Source organism: Nocardia pneumoniae NBRC 100136 (assembly GCF_000308755.1).
In the GTDB taxonomy this organism is placed as follows: Bacteria; Actinomycetota; Actinomycetes; order Mycobacteriales; family Mycobacteriaceae; genus Nocardia; species Nocardia pneumoniae.
The window spans coordinates 79763-98902 of sequence record NZ_BAGF01000079.1; the positions used below are offsets into that span (position 1 = coordinate 79763).

Consider the following 19140-nt stretch of genomic DNA (forward strand, 5'->3'; position numbering starts at 1 on the left):
CGCAGCGGCCGAAACGGGCCGGAAACGCTCCGCTCAGCGCGTCAGGTCGGCGCGCAATCGGGCCTCGTCGACATCGAAATAGCTGTGTTCGCGGCCGTCGAGCAGCACGACAGGAAGCCGGTCGCCGTACTCCGCGCGCAGGCCAGGGTCGGTTGCGGCGGCTTCGTCGACGTCGACGGTGCCCGGTTCGATACCGAATTCGCCGCAGATCACACGCAGCTGTTCCAGCGCCGTCGCACACAGCCCGCAGCCGGCGCGGGTAAGCAATGTCACCGAATGTGTGGGATTGGTCATGCGGATATTTAATCGGGGGTCCACGCGGCCTGAAGGCTCGGTACGCGCCCTTCGATTGTGTCGCACGCCGCCTTCTGCCGTGACTGTCACCCGATCCCGCTACTGTTGACATGGTTCGCGCGACGGGCGGAGGTACTGGTGCCGGAACGATCGAAGGTGGCAAGGGCCGGATTCATCGCGGGACGATTCGGTGAGTTTCCGGCGCGGTGGAATCTGAGCCAGATGGGCCAGGGGCTGCAGGACCAGCTCGCCCGTATCTCGCGCAGCCCCTTCGGCCCGAGCGAAGAGGAATTGCGCGCCAACCTGGCGGGTGAGGCGAGCGCGGACGCCGCGTTGACGTTGCACGACGCGGAGTTGGCCGCGGGCGAGGCGGAAGCCGCGGGACCGGAGGCGCCGCGCGACCTGACCGCGGCGGCATTCTTCGACGTCGACAACACCATGGTGCAGGGCGCGTCGATCGTCCATTTCGCCCGAGGGCTGGCCGCGCGCAAGTATTTCAAGACCTCCGATCTGGTGGACGTCGCCTGGAAGCAGGTGAAATTCCGGGTCACCGGCAAGGAGAGCAGCACCGACATGGCCAGCGGCAAGGAAAAGGCGCTGGCGTTCATCGCCGGGCGCTCCACCGCCGAACTGGCCGCGCTCGGTGAGGAGATCTACGACGAGATCATCGCCGACAAGATCTGGCCGGGCACCCGCGCGCTCGCGCAGATGCACCTGGACGCGGGCCAGCAGGTATGGCTGGTGACCGCGACACCGGTGGAATTGGCTCAGGTGATCGCGAAACGGCTCGGGCTGACCGGTGCGCTCGGCACCGTCGCCGAAAGCGTGGACGGGAAGTTCACCGGACGCCTGGTCGGTGACATCCTGCACGGCCTCGGCAAGGCGCACGCGGTCCGCACGCTGGCGATCCGCGAGGGCCTGAACCTCAAGCGGTGCACCGCCTACTCCGACAGCCACAACGACGTGCCGATGCTGTCGCTGGTCGGAACGGCGGTGGCGATCAACCCGGATTCGGATCTGCGCGAGGTGGCCAAGAACCGGGGCTGGGAGATCCGCGATTTCCGGACCGGCCGCAAGGCGGCCAAGATCGGCGTGCCGACCGCACTAGCCCTTGGCGCGGCCGGTGGCGCCGTGGCCGCGGCGGTGACCCGCCGCCGCGACGGCAGCTAGCCGCTTACCCCGTGAAAACGTTGCGGCGCTTGGTGAGCAGCTTGTAGAGCGTCTGCTGGATGGTCTCGCGCACCTGGTCGGTGATCTCGAACATGGTCATCGGGTCGTCGGCCGCCTCCGGCTCGTAGGCGGTGGTCGGGATGGGGGTGCCGAACTCGATGTACCACTTCGACGGCAACGGCACCGCGCCGAGCACGCCCAGGTGCGGGAACAGCGGCGTCACCGGGAAGTAGGGCAGTCCGAGCAGCCGGGCCAGGGGCTTCAGATCGGCCAGCTTCGGGTAGATCTCCTCGGAACCGACGATGGAGCACGGGATGATCGGCGCGCCGGTGCGCACCGCCGCGGCGACGAAACCGCCGCGGCCGAAGCGCTGCAGCTTGTAGCGGTCGGTGTACTGCTTGCCGACGCCTTTGAAGCCTTCCGGGAACACACCGGTCAGCTCGCCGGAGCGCAGCAGGCGCTCGGCGTCCTCGCGGCAGGCGAGCGTGTGCCCGGCCTTGCGGGCCAGGACGCCGAGGACGGGCAGCTCGAAGATCAGGTCGGCGGCGAGGAGGCGCAGCGCACGCTGTTTGGGGTGCCGGTCGTGCACGGCCAGCTGGAGCATCAGGCCGTCCAGCGGCACGGTGCCCGCGTGGTTGGCCACGATCAACGCGCCACCGGCTTCCGGGATGTTCTCCATCCCGCTGACCTCCACCCGGAACCACAGGTCCGACAGCGGGCGCAGCGCGGGCAGGATGAGCGACTCGAGCAGGTGCTCGTCGAAGCCGAACTCGTCGACCTGGTAATCGCCGGTGAGCCTGCGGCGAGCGAAATCGGCGGTCTTGCTGACCTGTTTGCCGAGCGCGCCACGCACCATGTCCGACACCGACCGCGGCGCGGGCGGCGCCACCGCGGCGCGCCGCTCCTGCAGCGATGTCACCGGACTGGGAGTGGACAGCCGTCGTGGCGCCGGCCGCTGGCGCGGCTCCACCTGGACGTCGTGGAGTTGGATGACCTTCGCTACGTCACTCATTGGTGTGCTCCCGTACCGGCCCCGAGCAGGCCGAGCAGTTTGTGTTCTGCGGCGTCGATCCACGCTGGATCGACCACGGGCCGCAACGCTGCGCCCCCGATGAAGTCGTCGAACGCCTGCACCGTCGTCCAGCGCGGCTCGAACCCGAGTTCGGTCCGCATCCGCGTGGTGTCCAGGCCACATCCGAAGTGGAAATAATCGAGCTGTTCGGTGGAGAACTCCCGCATCACCGGGCCCATCAGCAGGCGCCCCGCGGTGCGGAACACCGTGAACGGCACCGGCAATTCGATCCGCCCCGCCCGCCGGACCGCCTGCGACAGCGACAGCGCGCCGTCGCCCGCGATGTTGTACGTGCCGCTCGCCGTGGTGCGCGCCGCGAGAGTCAGCGCGGCCACCGCGTCCTCCTCGTGCAACAGCTGCATCCTGGCGTCCCGGCCGAATACGGTGGGGGTCACCGGCGAACGCAGATATTGCACGCCGCGGGCGGCCAGCCGGGGACCGACGATCGGGGCGAATCGCAGAATTGACGTGGCGATATCGGGGCGTCGGCGGGCGAGCCCGCGAACATAACCCTCTATATCGATCAGGTCGCGCGCGAACCCACCCCGCGGCGGCGTGCGCGCGCTCATTTCCTCGCTGAATTTCGCCGGATCCTTGGCACTGCACCCGTACACCGCCGACGAGGAGCGCAGCACCACCCGGCGCACCGATGGCGCCTTCTGGCACACCGCGAACAGCTGCATCGCGCCGAGGACGTTCAGATCCTTCATCACCGCGCGACCGCCGCCCGCGGGCGGGCGAGCCAGCACCGCGGTGTGCACCACGGTGTCCACGTCACCACCATCGATCACCTTACGGATCAAGGGGTTTCGGATGTCGGCGCGCACGAATTCCGCGCGGCCCATGCGCCGCTGCAACTCTCGGCCGGGTGTCATCGTGTCGACGGCGAGAATGCGCTCGATGCGGGGATCCTGGGCGAGCCGCGCGACAACCGTGCCGCCGAAGAACCTGCTGGCCCCGGTGACCAGCACGACCTTCGGTGTGTGTCCTTCCCGACCCTCAGAACCCACCGGCACCCGCTTCCCATCGGCAAGCCGTCTTGTGTTTATTCCCGGTCCTAGCGTAGCGGGTGCCTACCCGCTCACCGAGAGTATTAACCAGGATCTAACGATGACTTCAGTCACGTGATACAAATGGCGATTCCAAAATTTCAAGTTTCAAACGAAAGGCCCGTCACCTATTGGTGACGGGCCTTCGCAGCTACCGCGCAGCGACACTCACTTGCCGAGTTTGCGCCGCTGAACACGCGTGCGGCGAAGCAGCTTGCGGTGCTTCTTCTTCGACATGCGCTTGCGGCGCTTCTTGATCACAGAACCCATAGGGTTGTCCTCGCGTTCTCTCTACTCGGCGCGCACGTTCGCCGTGCGCGATTGCCGGACGTCCGTCCGCCGAGGCCCCGGCCGACCAGCCGGGGTCGCTCGGCAAGCTCACGCCCCGTGTCCGCGCCGCCGGAGACCACGAGGCAACCAACAGCGATGCCACCGGCGGGCGAACACGAACCGAAGAGCTATCGTACCGGCCCGCCTCCGTGGTCCCGAAACCGCCTCATCCAGCGTCGAAATACGACGTTTCCAGATAGTCGTGCACCGCCTTGGCGTGCACGCGGAAGGAGCGACCGACGCGTACGGCGGGCAACTCGCCCGAGTGCACCAGCCGGTACACCGTCATCTTGGACACCCGCATCAGATTCGCCACTTCGGCGACGGTGAGAAATTGAGTGCCGCCGCCGAGCACGGATTGCCCCTGCGTTGCGGTCTCACGCTGTGCCCGGGAATTCCCCCGACCGCCTGCTGAACCGGAGCCGCCGGACGCTCCGGAACTTGCAGACATCTTATTTGAAGACATCATTGCACCATTGACCTCCGGCACGTCCGCGCCGCCGGCTTCCCCACCGGCGGAACAGACACGCACGTGCTCCTTGAAGCTTAGCGGGACCAGTGGTGTTACTGCGACGGGAGTGAGAAATCGGGTTTTCCGATCGGAAACAGACCGGTCATTCCGCTGACGCGCCCTGTTCGGCTGACCGTTGCTTGGCCGCGAACAACGCCTCCAGGAAAGACGAGCGCAGTCCACCGCGCTCCAACTCGCGCATCGCGGCCGCGGTGGTGCCCGCGGGCGAGGTGACCGCGGCGCGCAGTTCCGCGGCGGTCTGGCCGGATTCGTCCAGCAGCGCGGCCGAGCCCACCATGGTCTGCACCACCAGCCGGGTGGCGACATCCCGGGTCAGTCCGAGTCCGACACCCGCCTCCACCATGGCCTCGACGACCAGGAAGAAGTAGGCGGGCCCCGAGCCGGACACGGCGGTGACCGCGTCCATCTGGCTCTCCGCGACGGTCACCACCTTGCCGACCGCGGCGAGCACCTCGGTCACCAACTCCAGGTGCTCTTCGCGCGCGTAGCGACCGGGCGCGATCACGCTCATACCCTGACCGACCAGCATCGGCGTATTCGCCATCACCCGTACCACCGGGAACCCGGCGGACAACTTGCCCTCCAACCGGGTGGTCGGCACACCAGCAGCCAACGAGACAAGCACCTGATCCCGGTCGCCCAACTCGGCCTTCGCCAGCGAGGCGAGGACCCCGTCCACATCGCCCGGCTTCACCGCGATCACCAGCAGGTCGGCGCCGACCGCCGCATCGGCCACGTCGTCGGTCACCCGGATGCCGAGACGATCGGCGATCAGATCGGCCCGTTCCCGATGCGTCTCCACGACGACCAGATCCTTGGTCAGCCGCCCGGACTCCAGCAACCCGGCGACCAACGCCTCACCGATGCGGCCGCCGCCGATCACCGCAATTCTCGTCATGGGTGTCAAGGCTAGACGGCGCGCCCGCGCGCTCAGCGCTGGGGAACGAGCGCCAGCTGGCGACTCTGCGCGACCACGGCCCCGGTCGAGTCGAGCACCAACTGGTCCTCGTCGAACATCCGCCCGCCGACCTCGTGCGTGGTCGCGATGATCCGCAGCCAGCCCGGGGCGGGCCTGCGGCGCAGGTAGGTGGTCATCTGCACGGTGGGCGCCCAGCCGAAGTGACCGAGGTTCACCGGCACGGGCGGGCTCATGTCCGCGGTCATCATCGCGAAGAACATGGCGACGTCGGGGTCCTGCTCGTCGCCCGGCCGCGGACGCATCCACAGCCGCAGGCGCGGTTCGCCCCGCTCGCCCGCCAGGAAGCGGGCCCACTCGCGGTCCAGGTAGATGTCGGCGCCCTGGCCCACGTGCACCACCTCGCCCATCGTCGAACCGGGCTCGTAGCCGATCGCGTCGGCAGGCGGCAGCACGGGCATGTCGGTGTGCTGCGGCGCGTAGACCGGATCGGCGTCGTCCAGGCGGCTGAAGGTCAGGGCGGTGCGCACCAGGACGCGGCCGTCCTGGATGAGATCGGTGTCGGCCAGGCAGATCTGGCGGCCGATCTTGCGGACACGCACCTCGTAGGTGACCTCGCCGGGATTCGGTGCGCCGAGAAAGTCCGAGCTCGCGGCGATCGGAGCCATGCCGACCAGCGCCGGATCGGTCGCACGCAGCCAGTTGGTCGCTGCCGCGGCGCTGCCCGCGACCATCGTCCCGCCGTGCACCTTCGGTCCGATCGTCCAGATCTCGTCGATGACGCCCAGGTAGCGTCCGGTGTCAGGGGCGGCAGGCGCCAGTTCGGTCAGCGCGCACACCCGGCTGAACGGCGCGTCGGTCGTGGCAGCCGGGCCGAGGTCGGCCGTCAGCTCCGTCGTCATCCTCACTCCTGTCCTCCATCGGCGCCGGGGCCTCGCATGCGCGGTGCGATGCCGCCGGAGCAACGTTCGTACAGCGTACAACGCAGCGTCCAGCCGGAAACTTCTCTCAGTCGGAGGTTGGGACGATCGTCACATCGGCGGCTCTGCCGAGGCGTGGTTGGCCCCGGTCGACGCGGGCGCGGCCGCGGACACGTTCAAGTGCCTGCGCGCGAACGCCAGCGTGCGGTGCAGCATGGCGGCCCGGTCCTGGGTGGTGCGGGCGTTCTGCGTGTTGATCTCCGCCACCGCGTGGCCGGTGAAGCCGGTGCGGACCAGACTCGCGCAGACCTCGGCGCACGGCTGGGTGCCCTCACCGGGAATCAGGTGTTCGTCGTGGGCGGCGCCGCGGCCGTCGGCCAGGTGCAGGTGGGCCAGACCGGGACCCATGCGGGCGGCCAGCGCCAGGGGATCGGCGCCCGCGGTCGCGGTGTGCGACAGATCGAGGGTGTAGTGCCGGAAGCCGGTGTCGGTGGGGTCGTAGGACGGGCTGAACGCGGTGAGCGCCGGACCGGGCCCTCCGCGCCGGGCCAAGCGTTTGACCGCGCCTTCCCGCCTGCCGAACAGCGTGTCCGCCCGCATCGGGAACATGTTCTCCACCGCGACGATGATCGGGCTGTTCTCCTCCAGCTCGGCCACCTGGGCGGCGAACCCCGCCGCGTAGCGGCGCTGCCAGCGGAACGGCGGGTGCACCACCACGGTGCGCGCGCCGAGCGCCTCCGCGGTGTACACGCTCCGCTCGAGTTTCGCGATCGGATCCGAGCCCCAAACCCGCTGCGAGATCAGCAGGCAAGGCGCGTGCACGGCGAGCACTGGGACACCGTATCGGCGCGAGTAGGTCTGCACGGTGGCGATGCTCTGACTCGCCGGTTCGGCCCAGACCATCAGTTCGACGCCGTCGTAACCGAGTTCGGCCGCGTAGCGGAACGCGGCCTCGGCGTTCTGCGGGTACACCGACGCCGTGGACAGGCCCACCTGGATCGGCGTCGACCGAGGCGCTGGCTTGTCCGGCGAACCGGCTTCGGTCCACGAGTCCGCCTGCCACGTCCCGTTCTCGCCTGCCTGCCCGATGTTCCCCACGGCCGCTCCTACTCAGTTCGTGCTGAGGAGAAAGGCTAGTGGCCCCAACGTGACGAAGATGCCCACGACTACGGCTATCACAGTGCTGAGGATGTCGTCGGTCCTGCGCAGAATCCGCACGAGAGCCACCAAGCCGAGAATCACGATCATCGCCAGGGCCAGCGCCACCCAGGGCAGCATCTCCCACATGCGCTCGAAACCCTTGAACAGCAACATTCCCGCGATTGCCGCGCCGGTACTCTGGCCGCCCAGGATCATCCATTGGCGCCGGTTGGCGTCGTCTTCCGCCTTCTTGGCCGCCCGCGACCGACGCGGCGACATCGCGCGTTCCCGCAGCGCCGACCGAGGCCGCTCGTCGGCTTCGCTCTCCTCGTCCTCGATGTCCAGGTCGATCGGCTCGTAGACATCGGTGGCGCCGTCCAGCTCCTCGACGTCGACCGCCGAACGAGCGGCGCCGCGCCTGCCGCGGCCGGTTCCGGCGCGCTCCGCCCGCTCCATGCCGTCCCGCAGCAGGTCGCCCGCGACCGTCTGCCCGGATACCAGTTGCTGGTCCTGGCTGGCCAGCGACCACGCGGCCGTCGGGATCCCGCCGGACTCCGGCGCCGGGTCGGGCGACTTGTGGCGGCGGGCGGACCAGGCCGGAAGGCCGTTCTCGCCCGTGGCGTTGCCCCGGGATGGTCGCCGGTGCGCCTCCGGCTGCGGGTCGGGGGGAAGCGGACGTCCCGGCTTCGACCGTGCGTCGGGCAGCGGGAGCGGCTCGGACTCGGGTGCGAAGCCGCCCGTGGCCGGTGACCAGGCCGCGGTGGCGGGCCCGAGTTCCTCGACCGCGTCGGCCGCCTCCGCCGCCTCGGCCGCTCTGCGCCTTGCCGCGCGGCCGCCCTGGACACCGTTGTGCTCGGGAAACCCATACGACTGGCTGCGCTCGGACCGGCCGAAGCCGGGCTCGTCGAATTCCCCGTGGCGGCTGCGGCCGAACTCGGCGGCACCGTGGCCGGGCAGCGCGTCCCGGCCGGACGGCTCGGGGGGGATGCCCTGCCAAGCTTCCTCCTCCGGCTCCTCCCGTCTGCGCCTGCGCCCGGAGCGCGGCGGCGTCTCCGGCACGGCGCCACTGGACAGCGGGTCCGGCTGGTACGGGACCGGCGCGGCCGAAAACAGTTCGGACACCGGCGTATCGGGCGAGAGCGGATCGTATGGCGAGCTGTGCCGTGTGGCGGAGGGCATCTCCCGGCCCGGCATCACCCTGCTCGACCAACCGGGGCTCGGATAGTCGCCCTGGGACGGCTCGTCGGCCCGCGGCGGTTCCGGCTGGGCATAACCGGCCAGCGGGTCGTACATCGAAATCGGGCCCGAGATGGGCGAATACGCGGCGGGATCCGGTTCGGGTTCCGGGGCGTAGGAAATCGGCTCGGGCCCGGGCGGGTCGTATGAGGGCGGCGCGTAGGCGGGCTCCTCCGCGACGGAATCGGGCGCGGCGTGCGCGGAATGCCCGCCGCCCTCCCGGATGACCGGCAGGTCACCGGTCAGCTCGGCGACGGAGATGCCACGGCCGCTGCGGCGGCGTCTGCCGCCGCCGGACGAGGCGCCGCCCTGCTGGCCGTTGCGTGCCAGCAGCTCCGCGACCGACAGCTGTTTGGAATCCTCACTCATGACGACACCGTCCCGATCGGGCCCGACAGCGGCGCGCCACCACCGGGCGCCGGCTTACCGTCCGCGGCCGCCGGGCCCGCCGAGTAGATTGCTTCGGGTCCACCATTCATATCGGTATCCAGTTTGCGCAGGATGAGTCCTTCGCGCAGCGCCCACGGACAAATCTCCAACGTATCCAGCGACAGTGCCCGCATACTCGCCTCCGCGACCAGTGCGCCAGCCACCAATTGCTGTGACCGATCGGAACTTACGCCTTCCAATTCTGCACGGTCCGACGCCGTCATCCGCGAGATGAACGCAATCAGTTGGCGCAGACCTGAGCTGGTCAGTGTACGGCGCACCCGTGGGCCCGCGCCGGAAGGAGCCGCCCCGGTCAGTCTGGCCAGCGATCGAAACGTCTTCGACGTGCCGACGGCGAGGTCGGGTTTGCCCGGCTCGAGCAGCTTCTTCGCCGGAACCACCAGCTCGGCGTCGAGCCAGTCGCGCAGCACGGCCACCCGGCGCTTGCCCGGCGGATCCTCGCGCAGCCACTCCCTCGTCAAGCGGCCCGCACCCAGTTGCAGCGACAACGCGACGTCCGGTTCCTCGTCGCCGCCGTTGGTCATCTCCAGCGATCCGCCACCGATGTCCAGATTGAGAATGCGCCCTGCGCTCCAGCCGTACCATCGGCGCACCGCGAGGAAAGTCAGCCGCGCCTCATCGACGCCGGACAGTACCCGCAGGTCGACGCCGGTGGACGCGCGCACCTCGGCGAGCACCTCGTCGGAGTTGGTCGCCTCGCGCAGCGCCGAGGTGGCGAACGGCATCAGCTCCACGCACCCGGAGGTCTGGGCGATGCTGGCGAATTCCGCGACGGTGTCGATCAGCCGCTGCGCGCCCACCTCGGTGATGCGGCCGGCGTCGTCGATGTTCTCCGACAGCCGCAAGGTCGCCTTCGTCGAGCTCATGGGCAGGGGGTGACCGCCACGATGCGCGTCCACCACCAGCAGGTGAACGGTATTGCTTCCGACGTCGAGTACCCCAAGCCGCACATGAACACGGTACTGGGTGCCGCGGCACTTCAGCCCAGGCGATCGAACTGTTAGCGTCCTAATTCGTGACGGTAGGCGCATCCGCGAGCAGCCCGACCCGGTCCCGACCAGCGAGGAAGATCGACCCGGCCCCCGAAGTCGATCTCGACTTTCCCCGGGAATGGATCGAGTTCGTCGATCCGGCAAACGACGAGCATCTGATCGTCGCCGATTTGACCTGGCTGCTGTCGAGATGGACGTGCGTGTTCGGCACCCCCGCCTGTCAGGGCATTCTGGCCGACCGGCCGGACGACGGATGCTGCTCGCACGGCGCCTTCCTCTCCGACGACGACGACCGCAAGCGACTGCAACGCGCTGTGAAAATGCTCACACCGCAGGATTGGCAGCTGCGGGACGAGGCCACGAACGCGGACGGCAAGGTCACCAAGAACGGCTATCTGGAGCTCGACGAACTGGACGACGAGCCCGCGCTGCGCACCCGCCGGTTCGACGGCGCGTGCATCTTCCTGAACCGTCCCGGCTTCGCGGGCGGCGTCGGCTGCGCCTTGCACACCATGGCCCTGCGCCGCGGCATCGAACCGCTGGAGGTGAAGCCGGACGTGTGCTGGCAGCTCCCCATCCGGCGCACCCAGGACTGGGTGGACCGTCCCGACGGCGTGCAGATCCTGCGCACCACGATCACCGAGTACGACCGCCGCGGCTGGGGTCCGGGCGGAGCCGACCTGGACTGGTACTGCTCCGGCTCCCCCGACGCCCACGTCGGCAGCAGACCGGTCTGGCAGACCTACGCGCCGGAGCTGACCGAGCTGATCGGTGCGCCCGCCTACGAGGAGCTGGCCAGACACTGCAAGCGCAGGGAAGGTCTGGGCCTGATCGCCGTGCATCCGGCCACCGTGCACGCCGAGCGGATGCGCGATTCCACCCGCCCGTCCGCCTGATCGTTTGCCGGCCGAGCGCTCGCTCGCTGCGCCCGTGCACGCGGCGGGTTCACTCCCTCGCCATGCGAGCTTCACCCGAATGGGGTTTGATGTGCCGCTATGTCGAAGAAAGTTCTCACCGTGGCGACCATCGCACTGGGCGCCGCCATCTCGCTGACCGGAGTAGCCCACGCGGAGCCGAACGGCGACCCGCACAAGTTCTACGACTTCACCTCGGAGTTCGTGGCGGCCACCGACCCGGCGGCGGTCAACGCCAAGGCAGCGGGCAAGCTGCTGATCGCGAGCCCGTACGGCACCTCGCACACCATCGCCTGCCGCGGCACCAACACCGCTGACCTCTACGACTGCATGCAGGAAGACGATCTGGGCTGGATCACCCTGCAGAAGACCGAAACCCCGCTCGGCACCACCTGGATCTACTTCCCCTGACGTATAGGACGCAAGACAGCCGAGGGCGCCGCAGCGCCCTCGGCTGATCCGCCTCTCCGGGTCTTCAGGCCGTACTAGTGAGGAGTGCGGGATTCGCGTTCAGGTCCTGCGTTGGGTGCCACTCGTGTTCTGGGCGTGCCCGGGGAGTTACCCATGTGCTCACGAAATCAGTTGTTGCCTTCGTGAGCACATGGGGTGTCACCCGGTGTGTGCTTACGCTTCGAGTTTGTAGCCGAGGCCGCGGACGGTGACCAGGTGTTCCGGCTTGGCCGGGTCGGCCTCGATCTTCGAGCGCAGCCGCTTGACGTGCACATCCAGGGTCTTGGTGTCGCCGACATAGTCCGCGCCCCACACGCGGTCGATCAGCTGACCGCGGGTGAGCACTCGCCCGGAATTGCGCAGCAGGTATTCCAGCAGGTCGAATTCCTTGAGCGGCAACGTGACCGGCTTGCCGTTCACCATGACGGTGTGCCGGTCGACGTCCATCCGGACCGGACCGGCCTCCAGCACGCCGCTCTCGCTGGAACCGTCCAGCTCGTCGCCCGCGCCGCGGCGCAGCACCGCGCGGATGCGCGCGATGAGCTCGCGCGCGGAATACGGCTTGGTGACGTAGTCGTCAGCGCCGAGTTCCAGGCCGACCACCTTATCGATTTCGCTGTCGCGCGCGGTGACCATGATCACCGGGACGCCGCTGCGGGTGCGCAGCTGCTTGCACACGTCCGTGCCGCTCATGCCGGGCAGCATGAGATCGAGCAGGACGATGTCCGCCCCGGACCGGTCGAACTCGGCGAGCGCGGACGGCCCGTCACCGACCACGGTGACCTCGAAACCCTCCTTGCGCAGCAGGAACGCGAGCGGATCGGCCAGCGACTCCTCATCCTCGACGATCAGAACACTCGTCATCTGCGTGCCTCCACACCATTCGGTCGGCCCGGACCCGAGGGACGCGGGCTTGTTTCTATCGTGCTCACCACAGTGCCGTCGTGGTCGTCGTCGGCGCCTGCTTCGTGGTGAGCGGGTATACGCAAGGTGAACGTCGATCCGGTGCCCAACTTGCTCCACAGGGTGATTTCCCCGTTGTGGTTGGCGGCCACGTGTTTGACGATAGCCAGGCCGAGCCCGGTTCCGCCGGTGGCGCGGGAACGCGCCTTGTCGGACCGGAAGAATCGTTCGAACACCCGCTCCTGGTCTTCCTTGGCGATGCCGATGCCGCGGTCGGTGACCGCCATCGCGACGTGATCGCCCCGCAGCGAGCGGCTCACCGACACGTGCGAGCCGGGCGGCGAGTAGGCGATGGCGTTCTCCACCAGGTTGGACAGGGCGGTGACCAGCAGCGTTTCATCGCCGAGCACCTCGAGACCGCTCGGCCGGTCGGTGCTGACCGTGATACCCGCGGCCTCGGCGGCGGTGCGCGAGCGGTCGACCGCCTGCATCACCACCGTGTCCACGTCGACCACTTCCAGCTCGGGCAGCTTCTCCGCGCCCTGGAGGCGCGAGAGCGCGATGAGTTCGGTCACCATCTTGCCGAGGCGGCGGGATTCGCCGAGCACGCGCTGACCGAAGTGACGCACGGCCTCCGGGTCCTCCGCCGATTCCAGCAGAGCTTCGGCCAGCAGGCTCATCGCGCCGACCGGGGTCTTGAGCTCATGGCTGACGTTGGCGACGAAGTCGCGCCGGGTGGCTTCCATGCGCGCCTGCTCGGAATCGTCGTCGGCGAACAGCACGGTGAACGTGGTCTCTTCGCGCGACAGTTGCCTGGCGACACCGCGCACGGCGATGCGCCCGCGGCCGGGAACGGGGTTCTTGGCGGTCAGGTCGAACTCGGCGGACTCGCCGGTGGCGAGCACTTTCTCCACCGCGGCCCAGGCACGCTCGTCGAGCAGACGGTTGCGGACCAGGCCGAGTTCCTCCGCGCGCGGGTTGACCAGCACGACGTCGCGGTATTCGTCGACCACCGCGATGCCGCTCTCGGAGGCGAGCACGATCAGGTCGAGGACCTGCGACATGGTGAGGCCGGACTCAGCTTGCCTGCGGGCGGCCTGCCTGGCATTGACATACGGGATCAGTAGCCCGCCGACTGCCAGGCCGACGACAGCCGCGACGACTGCCAAGAGCACGGCCTGGGGAACACTCACACTTGAATCGTACGGTCGCCGACCGGTCGGCCAACTCCGGGTACACGATGTTTCGCGCAGGTCATAGCACCTTATGACCCCGTTAGCCGCACGTTTACGCGGTGTTAGATGGCGCGTTTCCGGGACGTATTCACCGGCCGGTCAGTCTGCTTCGAGGTCCGCCTCGGCCAGCGCCTGGTTCACCGCCCTGCCGTGTTTGTCCACCCAGTCGCCGAGGGCATAGATGGGGATCAGCAGGTCTTCGCCCGCCGCGGTCAGCTCGTATTCCACCCGGGGCGGTGCCTCGGCGTAGCGGTGGCGGCGCACCAGCGTCATCTGTTCCATGCGGCGCAGGGTCTGGGTCAGCATCTTCTGGCTGATCCCGCCGATCGCCGCGCGCAGCTCGCCGGGGCGCATCGGACCCTCGCGCAGCATGTACACGACCACCGGCAACCAGGAGTTGCCGAAGATGTCCACACCCATCCGGGCCGGGCAGTCGGATTCGAAGTCGCCGTAGGGCGCGAATTCGACCCGCTCGGCGGTGCTCGGTTCGGTCGGGGCTGCGCTCACCGCTCCAGCTTGCCACCGACGTTGCGCACCCCGAGGTGCCTATCGGAATTCGTAGCGTCGATGCCGAACGCTTTTCGAGTGAGGAGTTGCAATGCGAATCGGAATCATCGGCGCGGGTGCGATGGCAAGGGCACTTGGCGGCGGTTGGAGCAAGGCCGGGCACCAAGTGCTCGTCGGCGCCCGGTCGGCCGACGCCGCGGCGGAACTCGCCGCCGAGCTCGGTGCGCAGGCCGGAACCATCACCGAGGCCGCCGGTTTCGGCGATGTCGTGGTGCTGGCACTGCCGGTCTCCGCTTTGACCGAAGTGCTGGACGCGACCAGGGAACTGCTGGTCGGTCGGACCGTGATCGACTGCACCAACGCCTTCGCCCCGGACGCGGCGGCACCGGAGGGATCGACCGCCTTCGTGCTCGCGGAAGACGCTGTGGCCGAACGGATCGCGGCGCAGGCGCCCGGAGCGCACGTGGTGAAGGCCTTCAACCTGTGTGCCGCGGAAGTGTGGCAGTCGCGGGAGCGGACGTTCGATGGGCGTCGCCTGGCCGTGCCGATCTGCGGCGACGACGCGACCGCGGTGGGACTGGTCGCGACGCTTGCCGAAGACCTCGATCTGCACGCGATCCCGGCCGGTGGGCTGCACCGCGCCAAGTATCTGGAGGCGATGTCGGTGTTCACCGTCGGCCTGTGGTTCGCCGGGCACGATGCGCGCGCGATGTTCCCGCCGCTGGATGCCGCGTTCGCCGTCGTCGACTGACTACCGCCACAGCGTGATCGGCGGGCGCCGACCGGAGCGTGCACCCTCGCCCATACCTCCCGGAGTGAGATGGGCGACGGGTGCACGCTCGCACCCCGGCCGGGTCTACCAGCCCGGATTGCCGCGCAGCGGGATGTTGACGAAGCTCGGCCGATCGGGATCCAGCTGCACATGCTGTGGCCGCAGGCCGGTGTCGATGAGCATCGGCAGGATCGGCAGGCCCTTGGGGAAGTTGCCCGCGTACACGTCGACCCGCAGGCGGTGGCCCGGCTGGAGGATCGCCTCGGTGGCGGGCAGCGCGATGTCCAGCGTGGTCGCCTCGCCGGGGACCGTCAGCTGCCGCTGATCCAGGGAGGTGAACGGCCGCGGGTCGGTGTAGTCGCCGTTGGCGGACTTGGTGCTGTTCGCGTCGTCGATCGCGCGCAGCGACGCCATGAGCTGGCCCGACGACAGCACGCTCGACTGGCCGTCCGGCGCGACGTCGTTCACCGTGACCACCCAGTAGCCGTCGGCGGCGTCCTGAACAGTGTTGAGCCGCACCGCGATCCGGCCGGACACCGAGGTGGGCTCGGCGACCGGGGCGCTGGTGAAGGTCAGCCCGTTCAGCTCCTGGATCCTGGAGTCCTTCGCGCAGCCGTCGATCACCGACAGCGCGCCCGCGCTGCCCTGCGCGGCGTCGTTGGAGCACATGCTGGTCATGCCGGGCGCGACGGTCAGCCGCGCGGTCTCGCCGGTAGCCTCCGGGGTGAGCGAGCCGTCGTAGAGGCTGTTCGCCGTGCCGCTGGGCGCGGCGGACAAGTACATCCTGCGGTGCACCGCACCGGAAGCCGCGTCGTCGGACGGCACGGCGAACGAGTCGGTGGTGATCCAGCCGCCGCCCTGCTGGCGCACCGTGACCGGGCCGTACTGCTCGATGCCGTTGTCGATGTCCTTGAGCCACCGGTCGAACCACGCGCGCTGCAGCACGTCCAGCCGCGGCGGCAAGCCCGGCTTGCCGTACTCGTTGCCCGAGTTGATGTGGTAGGTGTTGCCCATCAGGAGCTGTTTCCGCCCTGGCGGCAGCGCGATCGCGTTGTAGATCTTGGATTCCGAGTAGGCGAACAGGTCGTGCCAGCCGCCGGTGACGAAGGTCGGCGTCTGGATCCGGCTGGGATCGCCCAGCCAGTCCTGGCGCGGCCGCGAGCCGTCGGTGAGCAGTTCCTTGGCGCGCGGGTCGAGATCCTCCATCCGCGCGGTGGTGTAGACGTTGAGCAGGACGTCCATGAACGTCAACGGGTCTCGGGCGCGGTCGGCCAGCCAGGTGGTGTCGAGCTGCCCGGTGAGCACGGACGCCAGGTCGGGGATCAGCTTGAGTCCGTTGATCGCGGTGAGCCACAGCGGGATGAAGTTGAAGCCGAAGCCGCCGCCGGGCGCGAGCACGTCGTTGACCAGGTCGCTGCCCGGCACGACCGGGAAGATCGCCTGGAGGGCGGGCGGGCGCTTCTCGGCGGCCTGCACCTGGGTGATCCCGGAGTAGGAGATGCCGTTCATGCCGATGCGCCCGTTGGACCACGGCTGGCGCGACGCCCAGTCGATCACCTCGACGGTGTCCTGCTGCTCACGGCCGCGCAGCATGTCCCAGGTGCCCTGGGAGAAGCCTGTCCCGCGCACGTCGACGACCACCTGCGAGTAGCCGCTCTTGATCAGCTGGCGGTCGACGGTGAAGTTGCGCAGTTCGCCGCCGCCGAACGCCTTGGTGAGGTCGGTGACGCCGGACAGCGGGGTGCCGCTCATATCGATCTGCCGGAACAGCTCGATCAGCGCGTCGGACAGGCCGGGAATGGACTGCGCGTGATCGGCCAGGTTCGACACCAGCTTGGTGTAGGGCGTCAGGTTGACCACCGTCGGCGTCGGGGTGTCGATCGGGCGGCCGGAGGCCTCCGCGGGCCGGTAGACATTGCCCTTCAGGACGGTGCCGTCACTCATCGTGATGGGGACGTCCCACTGGATGTGGATGTTCGGGTACTGCTGGATGGCGTCCTGAGTGGAAGCCCAAGCGGCTCCGGCCAGGCCGCCGTCGGGGCCGGTCGACGGCACGGCGGCGGCGCCACTGGTGAGGAAGGGGGCGAGCACGGCAACGGCTAGTGCCGCCACTGTGGCCCGCAACGCGTGCTTCATTGGACGTGATCCACCTCTCGGCTGGTCGAACGGACGAGAGTGTACCGACCTACTTGTCGGTAACAACAGCGGGTAACACCAACTTTGTTCGGAATGACAGTTCACATAACCTGACCGATGCCGAACACCGCCGCTTTCTGTGCTGGTCACAGCGACCGCTACCCACACTCGTCGCCGGAATCCTCCCTCACAGCAGGAACCGTAGACGGCGCCACCGCCGACTGGCGTTCACCCATCCGGCGTGTCGTCGGCGCACACCCGTCCCGAACAGTCGGCGAACGGAAAGACAACGCGCTGCCACCCGATCGAGTGGCAGCGCGTTGGGGTTCGCGTTTCGGAGGTTACTTACCGCCCTGGCCCGCGACGGCGGCGGCGCCCGCGGCCGCCGCTTCCGGGTCCAGGTACTCGTGCGGACGCACCGGGCGCAGGTTCTCGTCGAGCTCGTAGCGCAGCGGGATGCCGGTGGGGATGTTCAGGCCCGCGATGTCCTCGTCGGAGATCCGGTCGAGGTGCTTGACCAGCGCGCGCAGCGAGTTGCCGTGCGCGGCGACCAGCACGGTCTTGCCGGAGAGCAGGTCCTTGGAGATGGTCGACTCCCAGTACGGGACCATCCGGTTCACCACGTCGAGCAGGCACTCGGTCTTCGGGACGTCGATGCCCGCGTACCGCGCGTCGCCCTCCTGGCTGTACTCGTTGGCCGGGTCGATCGGCGGCGGCGGGGTGTCGTAGCTGCGACGCCACAGCATGAACTGCTCGTCGCCGTACTTCTCCCGGATCTGGGCCTTGTTCTTGCCCTGCAGTTCGCCGTAGTGCCGCTCGTTGAGCCGCCAGTCGCGGACCACCGGAATCCAGTGCCGGTCGGCGGCGTCCAGCGCGATGTTCGCGGTGGAGATCGCGCGGCGCAGCAGCGAGGTGTAGACGATGTCGGGCAGGATGCCGTGCTCGGCCAGCAGCTCCCCGGCCCGCTTGCCCTCGGCGATGCCCTTGTCGGTCAGGTGCACGTCCACCCAGCCGGTGAACAGGTTCAGGGCGTTCCATTCGCTTTCGCCGTGGCGCAGCAGCACGAGGGTGTACGTCATGCCGTCATCCTCCCATGCGCGCTCGGCCAGGTCCCATCGGTTCCCCGCCACGGCCCCGACGGGCCGGACGGGAGGAGTGCGAAGTCAGACCGCTTGCTCCATGGCGAGCACGCCCGCACCCACCAGCGTGGCGCCGTGGGTGACGCGGGACTGCTCCACGCGCAGTTCTCGCAGGAAGTTCAGCCGGGCGTGCTGGTCAACCGCGGCGCGCAATGGATCCCACAGCGGCGCACCGGATTGCGCGAAGCCGCCGCCTATCACCACTCGGTCGATGTCCAGGAGAGCGGCGGCGGAGGCGATGGCCGTGCCGAGCGCCGTGCCCGCCCGATGCAGTGCGGCGATGGCGATCCGGTCGCCCGCGTGGGCGTCCTCGGCCAGCTGCACGCCGGTGCCGCCCGGCCACCCCTGCTCGCGCGCCCAGCGCACCGACGACATGCCGCTCGCGACCGCCTCGACACAGCCGACTCCGCCGCAGCCGCACGGCGTGTCCCAGCCCGGCACGACGATGTGCCCGACATGCCCGGCGTTGCCGGTGCGCCCGAGCAGCACCTTGCCGTCCGCGATCAGCCCGCCGCCGATCCCCGACGACACGGTCATCGCCAGCGCGTCGGGTACGCCGCGCAGCGCGCCGACGCGGTGCTCGGCCAACGCCAGGCAGGCGCCGTCCATGGCGAATCGAATCGCGGCCGAGAGGAACAGTTCCTGCACGGCGGCGACGATCCGGAATCCCGCTTTCCACTCGGGGATGTTCAACGGCCCCGTCACACCGGTCCGCACGTCCACCGGCCCGGCCGAACCGATCCCAACGGCGACGACCGGCTCCGCGCCCGCCACCTCGAGCAGCAGTCCGCGACAGGCGTCCCACACGCCCGTCCGCGGCACGTCCACCTGCCGCACATCGCGCACCGCATACCCGGGGTGCACTACCCCAGCCGCGAACTTCGTCGCGCCGATATCCAGAGCGAGAACTGTCAACGCCGTGCCCCTTCGCCGATCCGAGCCACCGGAGATTGTCACCCAGGACCCGAGCCCGCGCACCGGTT

20 protein-coding genes are annotated in these 19140 nt (G+C 69.0%); 4 read left to right on the forward strand and 16 right to left on the reverse strand.

The genetic code is table 11. The features are described from left to right. Positions 1 to 33: 33 nt before the first annotated feature. Positions 34 to 294, reverse strand: a complete 261-nt coding sequence (locus ON34_RS25375; RefSeq protein ID WP_040783927.1) for a glutaredoxin family protein — start codon at positions 292 to 294, stop codon at positions 34 to 36. Between the two features lie 222 nt (positions 295 to 516). Here ON34_RS25375 and ON34_RS25380 point away from each other — a divergent pair, with 222 nt between their 5' ends. Further along, on the forward strand, positions 517 to 1464 hold the full coding sequence (locus ON34_RS25380; RefSeq protein WP_051023115.1) for an HAD family hydrolase: 948 nt from the start codon (positions 517 to 519) through the stop codon (positions 1462 to 1464). A 4-nt stretch (positions 1465 to 1468) separates the two neighbouring features. Here ON34_RS25380 and ON34_RS25385 read toward each other — a convergent pair whose 3' ends face one another. From ON34_RS25385 to ON34_RS25420, 9 genes are all read right to left on the reverse strand, one after another. Continuing rightward, on the reverse strand, positions 1469 to 2476 hold the full coding sequence (locus tag ON34_RS25385) for a lysophospholipid acyltransferase family protein (protein WP_040783930.1): 1008 nt from the start codon (positions 2474 to 2476) through the stop codon (positions 1469 to 1471). Further along, complete coding sequence (locus ON34_RS25390; protein WP_051023116.1) at positions 2473 to 3546, reverse strand: NAD-dependent epimerase/dehydratase family protein; 1074 nt, start codon at positions 3544 to 3546, stop codon at positions 2473 to 2475. The genes ON34_RS25385 and ON34_RS25390 overlap by 4 nt, the downstream gene beginning before the upstream one ends. Positions 3547 to 3753: 207 nt before the next feature. Next, positions 3754 to 3855: a 30S ribosomal protein bS22 gene (locus ON34_RS34980; RefSeq protein WP_003402602.1), complete on the reverse strand. Its 102-nt coding sequence runs from the start codon at positions 3853 to 3855 to the stop codon at positions 3754 to 3756. Between the two features lie 226 nt (positions 3856 to 4081). Continuing rightward, a complete protein-coding gene (locus ON34_RS25395; RefSeq protein ID WP_245548187.1) occupies positions 4082 to 4366 on the reverse strand; it encodes a helix-turn-helix domain-containing protein in 285 nt (94 codons plus the stop codon). Positions 4367 to 4529: 163 nt separating this feature from the next. Continuing rightward, entirely contained in the window at positions 4530 to 5345 is an 816-nt protein-coding gene (gene proC / locus ON34_RS25400) for a pyrroline-5-carboxylate reductase (RefSeq protein ID WP_040783936.1), read from the reverse strand. A 32-nt stretch (positions 5346 to 5377) separates the two neighbouring features. Further along, positions 5378 to 6265 (reverse strand): thioesterase family protein, encoded by an 888-nt coding sequence (locus ON34_RS25405; RefSeq protein ID WP_083889762.1) that lies wholly within the window; start codon positions 6263 to 6265, stop codon positions 5378 to 5380. Between the two features lie 129 nt (positions 6266 to 6394). Beyond that, complete coding sequence (locus tag ON34_RS25410) at positions 6395 to 7276, reverse strand: sugar phosphate isomerase/epimerase family protein (RefSeq protein ID WP_051023118.1); 882 nt, start codon at positions 7274 to 7276, stop codon at positions 6395 to 6397. Between the two features lie 117 nt (positions 7277 to 7393). Next, positions 7394 to 9028, reverse strand: coding sequence for an Rv0497 family membrane protein (locus tag ON34_RS37825; RefSeq protein ID WP_051023090.1), 1635 nt, complete (start codon positions 9026 to 9028; stop codon positions 7394 to 7396). Continuing rightward, entirely contained in the window at positions 9025 to 10059 is a 1035-nt protein-coding gene (locus tag ON34_RS25420) for a Ppx/GppA family phosphatase (RefSeq protein ID WP_040783939.1), read from the reverse strand. Before ON34_RS25420 ends, ON34_RS37825 begins: the two co-directional genes overlap by 4 nt. Before the next feature lie 65 nt (positions 10060 to 10124). Here ON34_RS25420 and ON34_RS25425 point away from each other — a divergent pair, with 65 nt between their 5' ends. Further along, complete coding sequence (locus ON34_RS25425; protein ID WP_051023091.1) at positions 10125 to 10997, forward strand: DUF3109 family protein; 873 nt, start codon at positions 10125 to 10127, stop codon at positions 10995 to 10997. Between the two features lie 99 nt (positions 10998 to 11096). Next, positions 11097 to 11426, forward strand: a complete 330-nt coding sequence (locus ON34_RS25430) for a hypothetical protein (protein ID WP_040783941.1) — start codon at positions 11097 to 11099, stop codon at positions 11424 to 11426. 213 nt (positions 11427 to 11639) lie between these two features. Here ON34_RS25430 and ON34_RS25435 read toward each other — a convergent pair whose 3' ends face one another. The 3 genes from ON34_RS25435 to ON34_RS25445 all read right to left on the reverse strand — a co-directional run bounded on the left by ON34_RS25435 (position 11640) and on the right by ON34_RS25445 (position 14110). Beyond that, positions 11640 to 12329, reverse strand: coding sequence for a winged helix-turn-helix domain-containing protein (locus ON34_RS25435; protein WP_040783943.1), 690 nt, complete (start codon positions 12327 to 12329; stop codon positions 11640 to 11642). Beyond that, positions 12326 to 13561: a sensor histidine kinase gene (locus ON34_RS25440; RefSeq protein WP_040783946.1), complete on the reverse strand. Its 1236-nt coding sequence runs from the start codon at positions 13559 to 13561 to the stop codon at positions 12326 to 12328. Before ON34_RS25440 ends, ON34_RS25435 begins: the two co-directional genes overlap by 4 nt. A gap of 141 nt (positions 13562 to 13702) precedes the next feature. After that, on the reverse strand, positions 13703 to 14110 hold the full coding sequence (locus tag ON34_RS25445) for a winged helix-turn-helix transcriptional regulator (RefSeq protein ID WP_040783949.1): 408 nt from the start codon (positions 14108 to 14110) through the stop codon (positions 13703 to 13705). 91 nt (positions 14111 to 14201) lie between these two features. Between ON34_RS25445 and ON34_RS25450 the strand changes: the two genes are divergently transcribed. Beyond that, positions 14202 to 14861, forward strand: a complete 660-nt coding sequence (locus tag ON34_RS25450) for an NADPH-dependent F420 reductase (RefSeq protein WP_040783952.1) — start codon at positions 14202 to 14204, stop codon at positions 14859 to 14861. 105 nt (positions 14862 to 14966) lie between these two features. On the opposite strand, the gene ON34_RS25455 is transcribed toward ON34_RS25450, so the two are convergent. The 3 genes from ON34_RS25455 to ON34_RS25465 form a co-directional block, all read right to left on the reverse strand. Further along, positions 14967 to 17018 (reverse strand): CocE/NonD family hydrolase, encoded by a 2052-nt coding sequence (locus tag ON34_RS25455; protein ID WP_040783954.1) that lies wholly within the window; start codon positions 17016 to 17018, stop codon positions 14967 to 14969. Between the two features lie 341 nt (positions 17019 to 17359). Further along, the gene (locus ON34_RS25460) at positions 17360 to 18097 is read right to left on the reverse strand and encodes a phosphoglyceromutase (RefSeq protein ID WP_040784235.1); all 738 of its coding nucleotides are present in this window, start codon (positions 18095 to 18097) and stop codon (positions 17360 to 17362) included. Positions 18098 to 18181: 84 nt separating this feature from the next. Continuing rightward, complete coding sequence (locus ON34_RS25465) at positions 18182 to 19072, reverse strand: ROK family protein (protein ID WP_040783956.1); 891 nt, start codon at positions 19070 to 19072, stop codon at positions 18182 to 18184. Positions 19073 to 19140: the final 68 nt, after the last annotated feature.